14 protein-coding genes and 1 pseudogene are annotated in these 16,411 nt (G+C 41.6%); 10 read left to right on the top strand and 5 right to left on the bottom strand.

Features of this window, described 5'->3' with window-relative positions; genetic code table 11:
- Positions 1-57 precede the first annotated feature (57 nt).
- The 3 genes from KDN43_RS05790 to glmS all read right to left on the bottom strand — a co-directional run bounded on the left by KDN43_RS05790 (position 58) and on the right by glmS (position 3,468).
- A complete protein-coding gene (locus tag KDN43_RS05790) occupies positions 58-1,509 on the bottom strand; it encodes a methylaspartate mutase subunit E (RefSeq protein ID WP_238868706.1) in 1,452 nt (483 codons plus the stop codon).
- A gap of 20 nt (positions 1,510-1,529) precedes the next feature.
- Positions 1,530-2,924, bottom strand: a complete 1,395-nt coding sequence (gene glmL, locus KDN43_RS05795; RefSeq protein ID WP_238868707.1) for a methylaspartate mutase accessory protein GlmL — start codon at positions 2,922-2,924, stop codon at positions 1,530-1,532.
- A 133-nt stretch (positions 2,925-3,057) separates the two neighbouring features.
- A complete protein-coding gene (glmS, locus tag KDN43_RS05800) occupies positions 3,058-3,468 on the bottom strand; it encodes a methylaspartate mutase subunit S (RefSeq protein WP_238868708.1) in 411 nt (136 codons plus the stop codon).
- A gap of 550 nt (positions 3,469-4,018) precedes the next feature.
- On the opposite strand from glmS, the gene KDN43_RS05805 reads away from it, so the two are divergent.
- The 5 genes from KDN43_RS05805 to KDN43_RS05825 all read left to right on the top strand — a co-directional run bounded on the left by KDN43_RS05805 (position 4,019) and on the right by KDN43_RS05825 (position 8,343).
- The gene (locus KDN43_RS05805) at positions 4,019-4,729 is read left to right on the top strand and encodes a transposase (RefSeq protein ID WP_238868709.1); all 711 of its coding nucleotides are present in this window, start codon (positions 4,019-4,021) and stop codon (positions 4,727-4,729) included.
- Entirely contained in the window at positions 4,674-4,961 is a 288-nt protein-coding gene (locus KDN43_RS05810) for a hypothetical protein (protein ID WP_238868710.1), read from the top strand. Before KDN43_RS05805 ends, KDN43_RS05810 begins: the two co-directional genes overlap by 56 nt.
- Before the next feature lie 59 nt (positions 4,962-5,020).
- Complete coding sequence (locus KDN43_RS05815) at positions 5,021-5,350, top strand: hypothetical protein (RefSeq protein ID WP_238868711.1); 330 nt, start codon at positions 5,021-5,023, stop codon at positions 5,348-5,350.
- A 512-nt stretch (positions 5,351-5,862) separates the two neighbouring features.
- On the top strand, positions 5,863-7,632 hold the full coding sequence (locus KDN43_RS05820) for a TrkH family potassium uptake protein (protein ID WP_238868712.1): 1,770 nt from the start codon (positions 5,863-5,865) through the stop codon (positions 7,630-7,632).
- Positions 7,633-7,650: 18 nt separating this feature from the next.
- Positions 7,651-8,343 carry a potassium channel family protein gene (locus KDN43_RS05825; protein ID WP_238868713.1) on the top strand — a complete coding sequence of 231 codons (693 nt, stop codon included), beginning with the start codon at positions 7,651-7,653 and terminating at the stop codon, positions 8,341-8,343.
- 230 nt (positions 8,344-8,573) lie between these two features.
- On the opposite strand, the pseudogene KDN43_RS05830 reads toward KDN43_RS05825, so the two are convergent.
- Positions 8,574-8,885 (bottom strand): annotated as a pseudogene (locus tag KDN43_RS05830) (helix-turn-helix domain-containing protein); the annotation flags it as partial.
- 181 nt (positions 8,886-9,066) lie between these two features.
- Between KDN43_RS05830 and KDN43_RS05835 the strand changes: the two are divergent.
- Positions 9,067-9,579, top strand: coding sequence for a glycosyl hydrolase family 18 protein (locus tag KDN43_RS05835; protein ID WP_238868715.1), 513 nt, complete (start codon positions 9,067-9,069; stop codon positions 9,577-9,579).
- A gap of 394 nt (positions 9,580-9,973) precedes the next feature.
- Positions 9,974-11,317, top strand: coding sequence for a Gfo/Idh/MocA family oxidoreductase (locus KDN43_RS05840; protein WP_238868716.1), 1,344 nt, complete (start codon positions 9,974-9,976; stop codon positions 11,315-11,317).
- Between the two features lie 175 nt (positions 11,318-11,492).
- Here KDN43_RS05840 and KDN43_RS05845 read toward each other — a convergent pair whose 3' ends face one another.
- On the bottom strand, positions 11,493-12,323 hold the full coding sequence (locus KDN43_RS05845) for an ROK family protein (RefSeq protein ID WP_238868717.1): 831 nt from the start codon (positions 12,321-12,323) through the stop codon (positions 11,493-11,495).
- 306 nt (positions 12,324-12,629) lie between these two features.
- Between KDN43_RS05845 and KDN43_RS05850 the strand changes: the two genes are divergently transcribed.
- The 3 genes from KDN43_RS05850 (at position 12,630) to KDN43_RS05860 (ending at position 16,367) form a co-directional block, all read left to right on the top strand.
- Positions 12,630-14,012, top strand: a complete 1,383-nt coding sequence (locus KDN43_RS05850; RefSeq protein ID WP_238868718.1) for a hypothetical protein — start codon at positions 12,630-12,632, stop codon at positions 14,010-14,012.
- 7 nt (positions 14,013-14,019) lie between these two features.
- Entirely contained in the window at positions 14,020-15,048 is a 1,029-nt protein-coding gene (locus KDN43_RS05855) for a twin-arginine translocation signal domain-containing protein (RefSeq protein ID WP_238868719.1), read from the top strand.
- 368 nt (positions 15,049-15,416) lie between these two features.
- A complete protein-coding gene (locus KDN43_RS05860; protein WP_238868720.1) occupies positions 15,417-16,367 on the top strand; it encodes a Tat pathway signal protein in 951 nt (316 codons plus the stop codon).
- Positions 16,368-16,411 lie beyond the last annotated feature (44 nt).

Raw genomic sequence — 16,411 nt, forward strand, 5'->3', positions numbered from 1 at the left:
AGACATTAGACAGATAGGCATAAGGGTTTTAGCCTTTAGTAATTAGTAATTAGTAATTTATTTCGGCCTTCCAACAAGAAACCCTTTGCCGATGGCATACACGTCATCGATAACCATCTGGAAACTGACGGCCCGTTTTTCGTACCGGGCACGTTCTTCGAGTTTCTGACGGTGGAAATCGATCAGGTCTTGCGTAAACGGCATATTGCCGGTTTCGAGAAAACGGACGGCTCCCACGTTATCGCGTGCGGGCATAACTTTTCCAGCATTGTAACGGTTTGGCGCAAACGGGATATCAATAACTCCGGCTTCGAATGCGGCGACCGTACCCACAGCATAGTCGCCTTTACCCAATTCCTCCACTTTTTCAAGGATGCAGCGCATCTCCTTCATGATGATCTCGCTTTCTGACACAACAGCCGGAATAGAGCGGAAGTCCTGGTCCTTAAGCATCGATACCAACTGTTTTGTAGCCCGCAATCCTGCGGCATTAGCTTCTTTGGTGGGTACTCCCATGGCTTCGTGCGGCGTCTTCACAATCACCTTGGTCGCTTTGGCCAGCACTGCAGCGGCAGCACCCCACGAAATTACCCCGAAAGCCTTGGCCTCATCCTGTGGAAATCCGCCCATCCATTGATGGAAAACGGTAGTGACGCGCACATCGTTGAACCCGAATTTATCGAGGTACTCGCGTGTTAGGATATTCAGCGAACGGATGGCGGCGACATCCTGAATAAGGTTCCCACACTGCCCGTAACCTACTGTAATATCTTTCACCCCCTGGGTGGCGGCAAGCAATGATTCGATGATGGCCACCGAGTTGGATATGCAGGGTGATATAAGTGTTCCCGTAAGAGGTCCGAACGGCTCGCGGTTGATCGACACACCCGCCTCTTCATAGAGCCCGACAAGCCTGTCGGTATATTGCCAGTACGCAATGGTTTTTTCAATCGAATGATTTTTAGAATAGGGTATGTTGTAGGAAATTCCACCACCTTCGAACGAGGTAAACCCGCCGGCAATACTGATTTCAGTAAGCAACCGGGCATCGGGAGTACCGTGGCGGACCTGAACCGGATTTTTGAGCGATGAGGTAACCTTGCGACATATATCAACTCCGTAGTTCACGATAGGGAAGCCGTTCAACATGGAACGTCCGGTTTCTTTGCTTTTCTCAATTCCCGTTTCGGCTTCGTTGTAGCGGTTTAAGCGTGTGTAGCTGTCCACGGTTGTAGGGAGCAGGTCGGCTTCACCTTCATTCTCAAGAAACCTGAGCAACTTAATGTGCTCCTCGTAAAGCGCTACTCCTGCACGGGGCTGAATGAGTGTGACGTTTTGCCCGGCAGCTTTTGCCAGCTTCAAGCCAAAACGTTTTGCTTGTGGAATAGACCGTTGATAGGCTACGGCTTCGTCGAAATCGACACTTTTACCCGTTTGCCAGTGTCCGAGAATTTCTTTTCGCTCGGCAAAGAAAGCATCGTTTGAGAGTTTTTTATTGGTAATTTCCATTATGAGTTATTTGTTATCAGTTATGTGGTAGTTGTCAGATCTATTGTCTCTTTTTTCATCAACTCTAACGCCAGATCTGGATAAGCTGAGCCGAGCAATCCCATAGACGCAAAAATATATTTTTTATCGATTAAATAACCGGGCTGTTCGGGTTTGGCAAACACGAAATCGTCCGGTTGCCGTTTTGCTCCTTCCAGAATAGCCTGTGGTTCACTGGCATTGATAACAACACCTCCGATACCGATAATAAACGGCACAGCGGAAAGATCTTTCCCAGTGAGAGTATACACCTGCCCGAAGGGTGTATATACTGGGTGGTAGGTCCCTGCGTGCCGTTCCACGGCAATTTTTACGGCATTACGTGCTATCAACTCCTCAATCTTCTGTTCCCGGGATTCAGCTTCAACCAACAAGCCAGGATGCTGCGTACAGGTTTTTACCCAATCAATCACCTCTGACCTGTCGATGCTTAATTCTTCCGAAAAGGTATCCAGATCCAGCTCTTCCACCAGCGACGCAAGGCTGTAGCGCATTCCCAGATCGCCCTCAACGGTACGTTTGCTAACCGGCTCAGGGAGCCCTTTCAAGGTGACGTTTTCGAGGGTGGGCCTGCCATCGGAAATGGAGTAAACATCCGTAGTTGCCCCGCCGATATCCACTGCCAGCAAATCGCCTAAACCCGGTGTGTTTTTAGTGCCTTTGCTCAACAACTCACAGGCATTCAACACCGCTAATGGTGTAGGAATTATATCAGTTTTGCACATTCTCTGAATACCGCCAAGTCCTTTGGCTTCGATAATGCGGCTGATAAAGAGTTCTTTTATTTTTCTCCTGGCAGGTTCGATGTTTAACTTGTTGAACTCAGGCATAACATTTTCGGTTATTACAAACGGTTTTCCCGAAGCCCTGAAAATCTCTTCCAGCTCAAACGATGCGCATTTGTTGCCTGCAACAACAACGGTGAACGGACAATCGATCTGACATAACCGGCGCGCATTGGTAAGAATCACATCCTTATTTCCGCCATCGGTCCCGCCACAGAGTAACACCAGATCGGGGCGGATATCAAAAATTTCTGCCTGTTCCGCCTGCGATATTTCAAAAGCATATGTTTTGACCACTTTTGCTCCCGCACTGGCTGCGGCAAGTTTTGCCGCCTTAGCGGTAAGTTCGGGAACCAACCCCAGTGAAACCATTTTAAGTCCCCCGGCAGCGCTGCTGCAACAAAGCAGCTCATCGTAGAGGAACTCTCCGGCATGTTGTCCCAACTTGTTATAAGCAGCCATAAAACCCTCTTTCACGTTGGTGCCGATGGTGGTAAAGGCGGCAGAAGTTGCCACAATCTCCCTCTTAGCGGTATCAATCGCTGTCAGCTTGGTATATGTGCTGCCGATATCTGCAGTGAGAATGTTCATTATTATGCTGCGCGTTATTCAATAGTCATTCGTTTCGTATAGTTCAATTATAATTGGCAGCTTCGTGGAAAAAATTAACGAAACTTCGAATTACAGTTGAATTACAAATCGCCCCTGGACAATTACAATAGGATTATATTTTAAGAATTTCTTTTAAATCGGAAATACTTTTTTCCACGGCCGTACCCGGAGGATAAACCCGGGTGAACCCCATAGCCAGGAAACGCTTTTCCACCTCATCGAAGTTTTGTTTTCCCACTACCAGGTTTCCCCCTGCCAAAAGCGGAATGTCTTTAAGTCCGGCTTCATCGCATTTTTCGCGCAAACCCTGGCAGTCAATCTCGCCATGCCCGTAGAGCGAAGAGACCAAAATAGCATCGGCATTGGTTTCCAGTGCGGCTTCGATGTATTCTTCCTGCGCAACCATGACACCCAGGTTGACCACTTTAAAACCCGCCTGCTCCAGTGCAAAAGCAAGAATCTTATTGCCTACGGCATGTACATCAGCGCCAATCACTCCGGTTACAATAGTTTTTTCATTCATACAGTATTTTTCATTAATAGTACGATGCAAAATTAATGCTTTAAAACACATCCACAAAGTTTAAATGAAAATAACTTTTTTACTTTACTGACATTACTGACTTATTCAGCCATTGACATGAAGAATTTAGTGAAACAAGTAATGAGTGGCCGATTGTGTGAATATTAGCAGAGAGAAGGAAATCAAAGAGCTTGATGCTGAAATCAAGCTCAAGAGAGCAGAAGCGAAAAAATGCCCAGTCTCGAATAAAAAGTAGCGGCACAATGTGAAATAATGGAACTCGAAAAATAGCGTAAAGAGAAGAGGTAATAATTATTTACTTCTAAGAATGAAATTGATGACAAGGAAGAGAACCTGTTGACGGATATTGAAAAGATGCTGAATCAAAAAAACTGTTTAACAATGATGTGTTCACGTCCTATAGAGGGTAATACAAAAGAACATCATCACCAAAGAGATTATTACCTAAAAGTCTCAAATAAAAGTTGCATGTGTCAGATAAAGTATTTATCTTTAAGGTGTTAAATAAAAAATAACACTCACCCGACACATGCAATACAAAAATAGTAAAAAAATCTCATTTACTGCCAGTTCAGTAAAGAAAGAGTTCAGTTCAGAACAATTAACGTCATATTCAGGGTTAAGCGTAACCTCTGATTTTATCAACCATTGCGGCATTTATCGTCGGTTGGAACATCTTTTCCCAACCACCCGGCACAATGCAAGCCGTTTCAGTACAGCCCAAATACTCTCAAGTGTCCTGTTGGCTTCGTTGTGCGGTGTTCACCGTTTGAAGCGGATTGAAAATTTCACCTTTGACGCCTTGGTTTCCCGCTTGTTGAAGTTACCCAAGAACATTGACGAGGACACCATACGCCGCCATTTGACAGGTTTGGGTGAAAGGGGCGCCCGTTCGCTTCACGAGTTGTTATTGGATTTTACCGGCTTGCAAGTTTCCCGTTGCGGGTTAAAACGCGTGACGCTTGATTGCGACTCAAGCACATTTACCGTTTACGGCAACCAACAAGGAGCTGAAGTGGGTTACAACTCGCATAAAAAGGGCGCGAAAAGCTATCACCCCATCTTATGTTTCGTCACGGAGATGAAACTGCTTGTCAATTCGTGGCTCCGCCCGGGTTCAAGCTACACCTCAAACGGCGTTTGTGAATTTGTCAAAGAAACCTTGGCCGCTCTTCCCCCAAAAGGTGGAGAAGGTTTTTTTCAGGGCAGACAGCGGCTTTTTCAATGGTGGATTGTTTGATTTGCTGGAAGAGGGCAAACATGAATATTTGGTGAAAGTAAAGCTGAAAAACCTGAAAGATTTGCTTGCCGGGCAGACATGGCAACCGGTTGACCCACGGACGGCGACCTGCCGGTTTATACATCAATGTAGCGGTTGGAGGAATCCCCGCATGTTTTATGCCGTGCGCATCATAAAGCAAATGGTTGAAGTCGATTATTTTGGCGAAAAAACAATTTGTACCCGAGTATGAGTACTTTTGCTATTGCTCGAACCTGAAAGGATTGGATGCCTTGCAGCTCCATACCCTTTATGGATCCCGATCAGAGAGTGAGAATTGGATCGAGCAAACCAAAAAACTCGCTTTGTGCGGGAAAAACCATCACGCATGATTTTTGGGTAAACGATATTCTTTGGCAACTTTCGTCATTTGCCTACAGTTTATCGGTGCTCATGCGATACCGGGGCGACTTTTGGGTTTGGCGCCAAGAGCACTCTACCTTCCGAGAATGGTTTATCCGAGTGCCGGGTAAAGTGGTGAAATCCGGCAGGCAGGTCACGGTAAAAATGCCTAAGGAGTATTACCGAAAAGCGGGGTGGCGTGATTTTGAGCAGCGAATAACGACAACGATGACCGGATGACGGATTTTCACTTAATCGTCCATCGCCATCTTTCGTGTCGTAAAAGGGTTTATGACAAGGAATTGCCATGCCTTGGAAGAGTGATAATGTTAATATATATAAAAATGCCACCATAAAAAGTAAATCAACACGTTAAACGTGCAAGAAACAGTGAAGATGAAAAGAAAATAAAACGGTATCTCTCGAAAAAAAGAGAAATTCCGCTTTGAAAACTATTAATTTGAGTTGGGAATTTTAAATGAGATTTTTAAGTATTAAATTATTGAAGATATTTGCTGCTATCAGCTACATAAATAAATTATTGAAACGTATTTCATCAATTTGACTGACTGTAAAACTTTTTCTATATCTTTACCATGTTTTATTTATTGAAAGTAAATAACAGGAATAAAACATTTGAGCGAAACTGCAAGGAAGCACTCCTTTCATGTTTTTCAGTCTTTCAGTAGTGAAAAAAGTATTGATCCGGTAACGACTTACGATACGAAACTTTGCCTCTAAAACAGACAGCAATGCAAAATAAATTCACTATACAGAAAATGCTTAAAGTTGTCAGCAGGACATCTTTTGTCATTGGTACCATATCATTTTTTTTAGCTGTCTTCGAATTGGGCTTTCCGTATGAAAACACATGGGATAATTTTGTTTTTATCTTCTTCAACCTTACGCTTTTAACCGGTTTTTTATCTATTCTTTTCAGAACTGTTTACAAAACAAATGCATATGGTATTGTAGGGCTTATAACAGATTGGATCTTAATCTTTATCCTTTTTTACACTCTTGTTTTAAATGCGGTGCGTTATTTTACAACCTCATCTGTGTTTGAGTGGAATAATATGTGGACATATATCGGTTTGTTTATTGTCTTTTTTAGAGAAATTTATAATATACGGTTCCGCTTTCGTAACAAGTCGTTTAATCCGGCAATAATTTTCATTGTCAGTTTTATGACAACTATTTTCATAGGGAGCCTTCTGTTGATGCTGCCCAATGCATCTAATAACGATATAGCTTATGTTGATGCGCTATTTACTTCAACCAGCGCTGTATGCGTAACGGGGCTTACGGTTCAAGATACCGGCGTGTACTTTACTCGCTTTGGGCAAGTGGTTATTATGATGTTAATTCAGGTGGGGGGATTGGGGATTATGACTTTTACAAATTATTTCAGCCGTTTTTTTACCGGACAGGCTTCGTTTAAAAGTCAGGTGATTATTGCTGAAACAACTGCTGTTGATAAATTTGACAATGCATTTCGTACCCTACGGAATATTATTTTGGTTACTTTCAGTATCGAATCAATCGGGACTTTAATACTTTTTTTTTCAACAGGTTCAACAGTTATTCCTGAGTCCGGTGAACGCCTTTTTTTTTCGGTTTTCCATGCTGTTTCATCTTTTTGTAATGCAGGATTTTCAACGCTTTCGAATAATTTGTATGAAGAACCTTTCCGTTTCAACTATTCTGTTTTACTCACCCTGGCATTTTTAATTATTTTGGGGGGTATAGGATTTCCAATTCTGTTTAATTCGCTTCAGTTTTTGAGGTATAAAACTAAAAGTCTGATTGAAAAATTTTTTCTTAAGAAACGTGATATTTATAAATCGTGGGTACTTAGCCTGAGCACAAAAATTATTCTGACAACTACTTTAGTTTTAATAATTTCAGGGACCATTATTTTATTGTTTTTGGAGTATAGCAATACATTGGCTGAGCATAAGACATTATGGGGAAAATGTGTAACATCGTTTTTTGGGGCTGTTACACCACGTACTGCCGGATTTAATTCAGTAAACACGGCAGAAATACTAATGCCGACAACTTTGTTTATTGTTTTATTGATGTGGATAGGTGCCTCACCGGCATCTACTGGCGGAGGAATAAAAACTAGCACTTTCGCACTAGCTGTAATAAATGTGGTAAATTTAATACGCGGACGCCGTAGCAATGTGTTTGGCAGAGAAATTAACCAGGGGACAATGAACAAAGCTTTTGCCATCATTTTTCTTTCGCTGTTAGTAATCGGCATTTCTACTCTTGTCATTTTGCTGATTGAACCGCAGCAGAGGGTGATTAATGTTGTTTTTGAAGTAGTATCGGCATACGGAACTGTTGGCCTGAGTAGAGGAATTACTCCAACTCTGGCAGATGCAAGTAAAATTGTTATTGTAATAACTATGTTTCTCGGGCGCGTTACAATGTTTACGTTTTTGATGGCAATTTTTAAACGTTCTTCCGGCTCTTATTACTACTTTCCGAGAGAAGATCTGTTAATAAACTAGTTTTAAAGATAAAAACATATGAAATTCATTATTATAGGATTAGGCCATTTTGGTTCGGCATTGGCCGAAAAACTTACGAATATCGGGCACCAGGTAGTGGCGGTTGATAGCAATATGCGATTGGTGGAACTAATAAAAGATCGCGTTACCCATGCTATTTGTTTGAACTGCAAAGATACGCTGGCAATTAAAAACCTGCCACTTGAAAATGCCGACGTTGCAATAGTTTGTATTGGGTCAAGCGAAGGTGATAACCTAATGACTACGGCTTTACTGAAAAAGATGAACGTTAAACGCATTATTAGCCGCTCAGTATCTCCTTTGCAGGAAAATATTCTGGAAGCTATGGGAATTAATGAGATTATTCGTCCCGAAATTGAGACTGCCGAACGATGGGCATTGAAGTTGTCGGCGACCGCTTATGTTGATCTTTTTGAAGTGACCAAAGATTTTAACATTGTGGAAATGCACGTACCGAAGCGATTGATAGGTAAGTCGTTGAAAGAAATTGAATTTAACAAAAAATACAACGTGATTGTGCTTACAAAGCTGAAACAGATAAATGTTATCAATAAATTGGGAGTACCCACTACCATATTAAAAACCGGAGATATTATTACTGCAGAAAGTATTCTTAATCACGATGATGTAATTGTCGTATATGGTCACCGTAAAGATATTCAACGACTGATAGAGTCAAATGACAATTAATTAAACAGTGAGTCTGCTTGAAAAAGTCTCAAATTAGAAGATTTGACATCATAATCACTTGAAAATCAAATATCATATTTTACAAAACGACTTGTTAAAGTGGGCTCAACAGTACTTTCTAATGTTATATATATGCGGAAGTAAGAGCAGACTCATTGCTTATTCACCATCTCTTTTCTGTATTCACTTGGAGATACTCCTTTATAACCTCCTTGGAATTTCTCCCCTTGTTTCTTTAAAAATCCACTAATCTGTTTGGGTGACCAATCGTTGCGAACGTGGCGGAACACTTTCTGTTTGATCCATTCCGGGGTAGCCCTGTTCCCGGGCAGACGCTCCTTCCTCTCATCAGCCATCTCCTGTGCCAAACGCCATGAGTAGCCTCCATTCTTTTTTTTGTTACGTCTTACTTCCCTGGACACCGTGTAAGGGCTGACACCTATCAAGTTTGCAATGGTTTTCCGGGTATCACCATTTTTCATACCCAAATAAATTACGTATCTATGTTCCGAAGTTAACCGTTTGTATTTCATAAGCAACATGATAGTTAATTTTAAGGAGACTTCGATCTCCTTTTTTATTAAATTATGTTGCCGGTTGACACTCTTTTTGGGGGCGCACCCCTAACCGCTTGGCAACCCCCCCGCGGTGTTTTTAATGGTTTTGTTTAAAAAACCTATATAAAACTTATCGGGAAAGTTGCGTGAATTGAAAGATGAGAATATGCTTATGACATGCGCAGTGGTGAGCAACTGGTTGAACTACTCTTCAGATTGGCAACGCTATTTTGATTACATCAATGTTATGAGTTACGATCACGATTCATTTACATCCACACCGGTACAGCATGCTTCGTATGATCATTTTGTCAGTGATTTGAATTATTGGGTTAACCAATATGGAACACCTAAAAACAAAATTATCGGAGGGCTTCCATTCTATGGATACACATGGGACGAAGGAGTGCAACCAGATGCAGTTCGTAGCATTCGTTTTCATGGAGTAATTAGCGCCTTTGACGGGAAATACAATTTGACTGCCACAGATATAGCTGATAAAGATAACGTAAGTAAAACATATTATAACGGCAGAATAACCATTGGCAGAAAATGCATGTATGTCCTGGATAACGACTTTGCGGGAGTAATGATCTGGCAATTGTTTCAAGATGCCTATGAGGATGACCTCCAGTTAATTAAAGTTGTAGGAGAAAAAATAGGAAGTGAGCGCTTATAGGAATGATACTATTTCATATCTTGAACTGAAAAATACCGATTGTAGTTGGCACAATACTCTTATTTGCGTTTTTTGATGATAATTATACGTAAAAAGTAAAAGTAGGAACAGTTTATTTTTATATGTTTGTCCTTTATTGAAATATTTCGCTAGTTTGAAGCTGAAGCACGGTTAATTTTGAGTTTTTTCAATAATCAATAGGCAGAAGATGTGTTTACTCTTAATATACCGTCGATTGAACTTTTGAGTTATGCTCTGCTAACAAAAAAGAAGCGTCTGATGCTTTTCATTGGCGGTTAAAAACAGGATTAAATTCAAGAAAACATATTTGTCCTGAATATGTGAATAGGGATATCTTGATTTAATTGAACGTTGATTTATACAAACAAATACTATGACTACAAGAAGAGGATTTATTAAAAATGTAGCAATCGGAACAGCTGCAGTATCTGTAGGAGGAATATTGCCTGGTTTTAGTGCAAAGAGCTATAAAAACATTGCCGGTGCCAATGATAAAATAAAAATGGGTGCCATAGGTGTAAACTCGCGTGGAAATGCATTGGCAGGAGGTTTCGCAAGGGAAAAAGGGTGTGAGATAGCTTATGTTTGCGACGTAGATAAACGTGCTATGGAAAAATGTATTGCCAATGTAAAAAATATTGCAGGCAATACACCAATAGGAGAGAAAGATTTAAGAAGGTTGCTTGAACGCAAGGATCTGGATGCTGTTATCATTGCCACGCCCGAACATTGGCACGCACCGGCCGCCTTGATGGCAATGAAAGCCGGGAAACATGTGTACTTGGAGAAGCCTACGAGTCATAATCCTGCAGAAGATGAAATACTAATGCAGGCTGTGAAGAAATACAACATTGTTGCAGCAACCGGTATGCAGCGTAGATCGTGGCCTAATGTTATTAAAGCGGTACAGGAAATAAGAGATGGCATCATAGGTAAGGTTTATTTCGGTAAAGCCTGGTACGCAAACAACAGGCCGTCGATAGGTACAGGAAATATTACTGCCATACCTGATTGGCTCGACTGGGAACTGTGGCAGGGGCCGGCACCGAGAGTAGCCAGCTACAAAGACAACTATCTCCACTATAACTGGCACTGGTTCTATAATTGGGGTACCGGTGAAGCCGGCAACAATGGCGTACATTTTCTTGATATTCTCCGCTGGGGTATGGATTTAACCTATCCTACCCATGTTGATTCCTCAGGAGGCAGATACCTTTATAGCGATGACTGGGAATTTCCGGATACACAGATCGTGAACCTCGAATTTGGAGGCAACAAGCTGATCACATGGGAAGGCCGGAGTTGCAACGGCCGCAATATTGAAGACTCTTCGGTAGGTTGCGCATTCTACGGCGAATCTGGCACTTTGGTCATTGGAGGAGGTAACGCCTATAAAGTATATGATCTTAAAAATGAGCTTGTTGAAAATGTAACCAGTGAAATGAGTTTCAAGGCAGGTGATACTATAAATCCCACACAGCAACTGGATTCGTTCCATTTTTCCAACTTTCTTGACGGCATCAGAAAAGGCTCTCCGTTAAATGCCGATATCAATGTGGGATGTATCAGCACAACACTGGCACATTTGGGAAATATTGCCCAGCGCACAAAAACTACATTCAGAACAGATGCTTTAAATGCTCATATCCTAGATAATCCAGCCGCCTCCAAATTATGGAGCAGGAAATATCAAAAAGGTTGGGAAATGAAGCTGTAATAATATTCCATTTGTAAATTCTCTCATTCTTTCCTTCCGCCGGGTATTAGTGATATTGACGCACGAAAAATCCCGGCGGAATTTTTATTTCCTGAAATTTTCGGCTACTATAAGCAAGTATGAATGAAAGATAGATTGTTCCAGCTTTTTAGGATTTGTTGATATGAGGATGATATCAATAACAGAGGGCAGAAGCACCTAAGATGCCGATGTCCTGCAGCTGCGAACGTAAAATCTTTAATTTTCTGATAGAGTTTGGAAAAGGGAAGTCTTTCAGGTTTTCGACCATCTTCATTTCAAAAAGATGGAATGATTTGGAGATTGCACCGCCAAAAATAATTGCCTGTGGGTCAACGGAGAGAACAATCATCTTCACCAGTACGGCTAGGTGCATTGAATATTCGTTCATGATTTCTGTGGCCTCTTTGTCGCCCGTCTCCACTCTCTGCATAATTTCATAACCAGTGCTGTTATATTTTGAGAAGAAAAAGCTACCGCAATATTCTTCCAGTTTACCATCCAGATAAGGCATTTCTCCAAATTCACCTGAACCGCAATTGGCATCGGCCAGTAGTTGGCCTTTTTGGATTATTCCACCCCCAACACCGGTCCCTAACGTTATTCCCACAAAATTTTCGTAATCTTGTCCCAAACCATAGATACGTTCACCCATGGCAAAGCAGTTGGCATCGTTGTTGATATAAACGGGCAAATCAAACTCCTTTTTAAGAATTGATTTCAGATGGACCTCATCCCAGTTTCTTATATTCTGAACATGATATACTATTCCCTGTTCGCTATCGACAACACTAGGTACCCCAATACCTATTGCTGTGGTATCTACCGTCGTTAGCTGGCGGATCACATCCTTTAAAACGTTCAGTGTTGTCTCTCCCCCCTCAGAGGCTTTTGTATCACGTACAATCTGCCTGATCAGATCCTTACCTTTTATTAACCCTCCTTTGATGGTTGTCCCTCCGATATCGACACCTATGAGATAGTTCATATTTTAGATTTTCAGTGATTTATGATATGATAATTTATCGCTTTGTTATTTCAATCAATAATGTTAAGCATAAAGATATTTATTGAATTTCAGAACAACAAAACAATTTACAGATATTTTCTCGCATTTGCGCTTTTTGAAAGATGATTTGCGTAATTTTAAAGTATTATATGGTTTATCATAACGAACTTTGATAAAATGAAAATCGTGGACTCCAATAGATTTCATCGAATGTTCACAGGTTATGATATACAATAATTAAACAGATGAGTCTACTTGAATAAATAATTTTTTAATGTAAATATTATGATACTTCGCAAAAGCTTGAGATACGTATTTATGCTTCTGTCTTTAATCTTGATTTCTCATGTAGTAAAGGCTGAAAATCAAATATCCCCTGCCGACACCTCTTTAAAAATATCTGTTTTCGACCTCGATGCTACACCTCCTGTTGGTACAGCACTGGCTTATGGTGTAATGAACAATAGCTGGGATCTGGGACTCCGTGCCCGCGGAATCGTGATAATGGGATCAGGAAAACCTGTTGTCTTATGTGCAGTTGACTGGATTGGTATTGCTAATGAAAGCCATGTTGCATTCAGAGAAGCATTGGCTGAAGCAGCCGGAACTACCCCCGACAGAGTCGCTTTGCACACTCTTCATCAACACGATGCTCCACGTTCAGATTTTGGCGCGGAGAAGTTGTTGATTGAAGCTGGCCTTGATCCCGGTGGATATGAAAGTGAATATGACCGGAAACTGATGAATAAATTGGCAGAAGCCGTTAAAGAATCATTAAAGAAATTTTTCACAGTTACGCATATCGGTCTTGGAAAGTCTGAAGTCTCCCAGGTTGCTTCCAATCGTCGTATTTTTGGGAGCGATTCACTTGTCAAGGCTTCTCGTTTTTCAGCCTGCGGAAATATAAAGCTGAGGGAAGAACCCGAGGGTTTGATAGATCCCCTGGTCTCTCTGATCAGTTTCTGGGATAACGAAAAGCCGGTGGCTGTCCTAAGCTTTTATGCAACTCATCCGCAAAGTTATTACCGTACCGGTATTGCTAATCCCGATTTTCCCGGAATAGCCCGCTTTCTCAGGCAGCTGGAGGTCCCTGATGCTTTGCATATCCATTTTAACGGAGCCGGCGGTAATATTGCTGCAGGAAAATATAACGACGGCTCCAGGATAAACAGGTGGATCCTCGCTCAACGCCTGGCAGATGGTATGAAAAGAGCCTGGGAAGCTACAGAGAAAGAAGCTGTTTCGGCAGCATCGGTCGAGTGGCTGGTTCAGCCGGTACGTCTGTACCCTTCTGACAAGAGTCTTGAAGAGATAAAAAGATGGGAGAATTCCAAAGATAAAGAGACACTTGCTTCAATTGTTCCTGCAGTTGCATATATTCAACGATACAGGAATGGAGGAGAAATTAATATCACTTGCTTGAAGATAGGTAAAGCTAGAATGATTGGACTTCCAGGAGAGTGCTTTGTGGAATTTCAACTGTTTGCTAAAAATGTACGTCCCGATTTGTTCGTGACTGTTGCCGCTTATGGAGATTATGGACCGGGATATATAGCTCCCCGGGAAGCTTATAAACAGGGTGGCTATGAAGTTGAGGTGTCGGGCGTTTTCCCCGGAGCAGGTGATGTTTTGATGCAGTCAATGAAAAATTTACTCAATCATAAATGATAAGAAGATGACAACAAGAAGAGATTTTTTACGCAATCTGGCAGCAATAGGTGCTGTTGCCGGCTCACCTAAATTGCTTTTTTCCAATCCAAAGTCTTTGACTGTTGCAAGTATGCAATCTGGCGCGAAAAATAAAATGTGGGCATGCCTGATGCATCTGAGCGTAAACATGTGGAGGGCCTATTATTATGATCTGCAATGGAACGAATCTCTCTGGAATGAAGCCTTGGAGAGTATGACAGCTGCAGGAATGGATACGGTAGTGATTGATCTGGGTGATGCTGTGCAATACCGGAGTCATCCTGAAATAGCTGTAAAGGGTGCCTGGTCAACCGAAAAGCTGCAAGAGGAACTGGTTAAAATTCGCAAGATGGGGCTTCGTCCAATTCCGAAGTTGAATTTTTCCACCTATCACGATTCATGGTTGGGGCCCTATAGCAAAATGGTATCTTCAGACGCTTATTATCAGGTATGCAAGGATCTTATAGCTGAGATATGCTACCATTTTGAAAAGCCTGATTTTTTTCATCTGGGTATGGATGAAGAGTATGAACCCAATCATCTAACCTTCGATTCCATCTCAATCAGACAGAACAAGCAGTATTGGGGCGATTTTTATTTTTTAATTGGAGAGGTGTTTAAAAATGGATCCCGTCCATGGGTCTGGCAGGATTATATCAGGAAATATCCGGATGAATTTGCGAAAATGATGCCCAAATCGGTGTTGCAGAGCAACTGGTATAACAGAAACAATTTTAATCCCGAAAACAATCCCTCTATCAAGGCTTACCAAACGCTTAACGAGCTCGGTTATGAACAGGTGCCCGGTGGTAGTAACTATTATGAAGGTACCGATGAAAACTTTATGAATAATGTGAAGTTTTGCACAAAGAATATATCTGATGAGAAGCTTCTGGGTTTCATCCAATCGTCATGGAGATTCACTACCGAGGAGAACAGAACGCATATACTAAACGCCATAGAATTGGCAGGAAAAGCAAAGAAATGGTACAATGAGTACACATCATCTCATTAGATATCATAACTTGTTCCGTCTGGAAATATGTTGATCTATGACTTTCGCATGTGTTTCGGTTAGAACTGACAAGTTTACTTAAAAAACCAGAACGCTCTTTGTATTCCACCGGTACCACTTATCATAAACATTTTTTATGAGCTAATGTGAATTGTTGGGCAAGAGGGACTGGATAAATATGAAAGATGACATTATTGCCGATAAACTCGATTTTTACATGCTGGAGAATGTGGAAATCAATATTCTCTCAGTAAACAGGGTTGAAATGGATGCCGAGGCACTGCTGACAATGTTTTAATTTATATATGCGAAACTTGAGTAAGAGATAAACAGTTGTGAACACAACTACAATTTAAACAATTTCCAAAATGATAAAAAGAAGAGAATTTATTCAGAGCATAGCTGCTGCGGGTCTGATGGCCAATTTGGCAGGATCTGCTTTTGCGCAACCTGCCAAAAGAAAGAAAGAGGAGTTTATCTGGGCAAATCTGCTACATTTGAGTTACAATATGTGGGAGGATCATACCCCTTCGCCCTATCAGGACACTGTATTCAAAGGTAATGATTGCAGGGAGGCTTATCTTTGGGCTCATAAATATCATCCCGACCTTACATTCGATAAAAAGATGTGGAACAGTCTATTAATCAGAATGGCCGATAAGGGCATGAATATGGTTATAATCGATTTGGGAGATGGTGTAAAATACGACAGCCATCCTGAAATTGCTGTCAATGGTGCATGGAGCACATCCCAATTGAAGAAAGAATTAAAGATTATTCGTGGGCTTGGGTTGGAACCCATACCCAAACTAAACTTTTCAACTGGGCACAAAGCGTGGTTAGGGCCCTATCAGAGAATGGTATCCTCCGATACTTATTATCATGTATGTTCCAACCTGATTAATGAAGTTATCGACCTGTTTGATAAACCCCGTTTTTTCCACCTCGGCATGGACGAGGAAACCGCTGACAATCAGAGGACGCATCAGAATGTGGTGGTTAGGCAGGGCGACCTTTGGTGGCATGATTTCTATTATCTGACAGAACTGGTTGAAACACAAAACGTACGCCCCTGGATCTGGTCTGACTATGCATGGAGTTTCCCGGATGAATTCTTTAAAAAGATGCCAAAGTCGGTTCTCCAGAGCAACTGGTATTATGGGACACAGTTTGAAAAGTTTGCCAACCCTTTGCATGAAAAATATGTAAGAATATACGATCAGCTTGAAGAGCACGGTTTTGATCAGGTGCCGACTGGCAGCAACCACAGTAACGATATTAATTTCAGAGAAACAGTCAAATATTGTGAAAAAAAATAGCGCCAGAGAGGCTCAAAGGGTTTATGCAGACCGTATGGAGGCCA

Source organism: Proteiniphilum propionicum (assembly GCF_022267555.1).
In the GTDB taxonomy this organism is placed as follows: Bacteria; Bacteroidota; Bacteroidia; order Bacteroidales; family Dysgonomonadaceae; genus Proteiniphilum; species Proteiniphilum propionicum.

What these genes read in the sequence shown, in the direction of transcription:
- KDN43_RS05825 (WP_238868713.1), top strand. Translation starts at nt 7,651, where the DNA reads ATGAAATTCATTATTATAGGATTAGGCCATTTTGGTTCGGCATTGGCC.
- KDN43_RS05840 (WP_238868716.1), top strand. Translation starts at nt 9,974, where the DNA reads ATGACTACAAGAAGAGGATTTATTAAAAATGTAGCAATCGGAACAGCT.
- glmL (WP_238868707.1), bottom strand. Translation starts at nt 2,924, where the DNA reads ATGAACATTCTCACTGCAGATATCGGCAGCACATATACCAAGCTGACA.
- KDN43_RS05820 (WP_238868712.1), top strand. Translation starts at nt 5,863, where the DNA reads ATGCAAAATAAATTCACTATACAGAAAATGCTTAAAGTTGTCAGCAGG.
- KDN43_RS05805 (WP_238868709.1), top strand. Translation starts at nt 4,019, where the DNA reads ATGCAATACAAAAATAGTAAAAAAATCTCATTTACTGCCAGTTCAGTA.
- KDN43_RS05860 (WP_238868720.1), top strand. Translation starts at nt 15,417, where the DNA reads ATGATAAAAAGAAGAGAATTTATTCAGAGCATAGCTGCTGCGGGTCTG.
- glmS (WP_238868708.1), bottom strand. Translation starts at nt 3,468, where the DNA reads ATGAATGAAAAAACTATTGTAACCGGAGTGATTGGCGCTGATGTACAT.
- KDN43_RS05855 (WP_238868719.1), top strand. Translation starts at nt 14,020, where the DNA reads ATGACAACAAGAAGAGATTTTTTACGCAATCTGGCAGCAATAGGTGCT.
- KDN43_RS05845 (WP_238868717.1), bottom strand. Translation starts at nt 12,323, where the DNA reads ATGAACTATCTCATAGGTGTCGATATCGGAGGGACAACCATCAAAGGA.
- KDN43_RS05790 (WP_238868706.1), bottom strand. Translation starts at nt 1,509, where the DNA reads ATGGAAATTACCAATAAAAAACTCTCAAACGATGCTTTCTTTGCCGAG.
- KDN43_RS05850 (WP_238868718.1), top strand. Translation starts at nt 12,630, where the DNA reads ATGATACTTCGCAAAAGCTTGAGATACGTATTTATGCTTCTGTCTTTA.
- KDN43_RS05835 (WP_238868715.1), top strand. Translation starts at nt 9,067, where the DNA reads ATGCTTATGACATGCGCAGTGGTGAGCAACTGGTTGAACTACTCTTCA.
- KDN43_RS05815 (WP_238868711.1), top strand. Translation starts at nt 5,021, where the DNA reads ATGGATCCCGATCAGAGAGTGAGAATTGGATCGAGCAAACCAAAAAAC.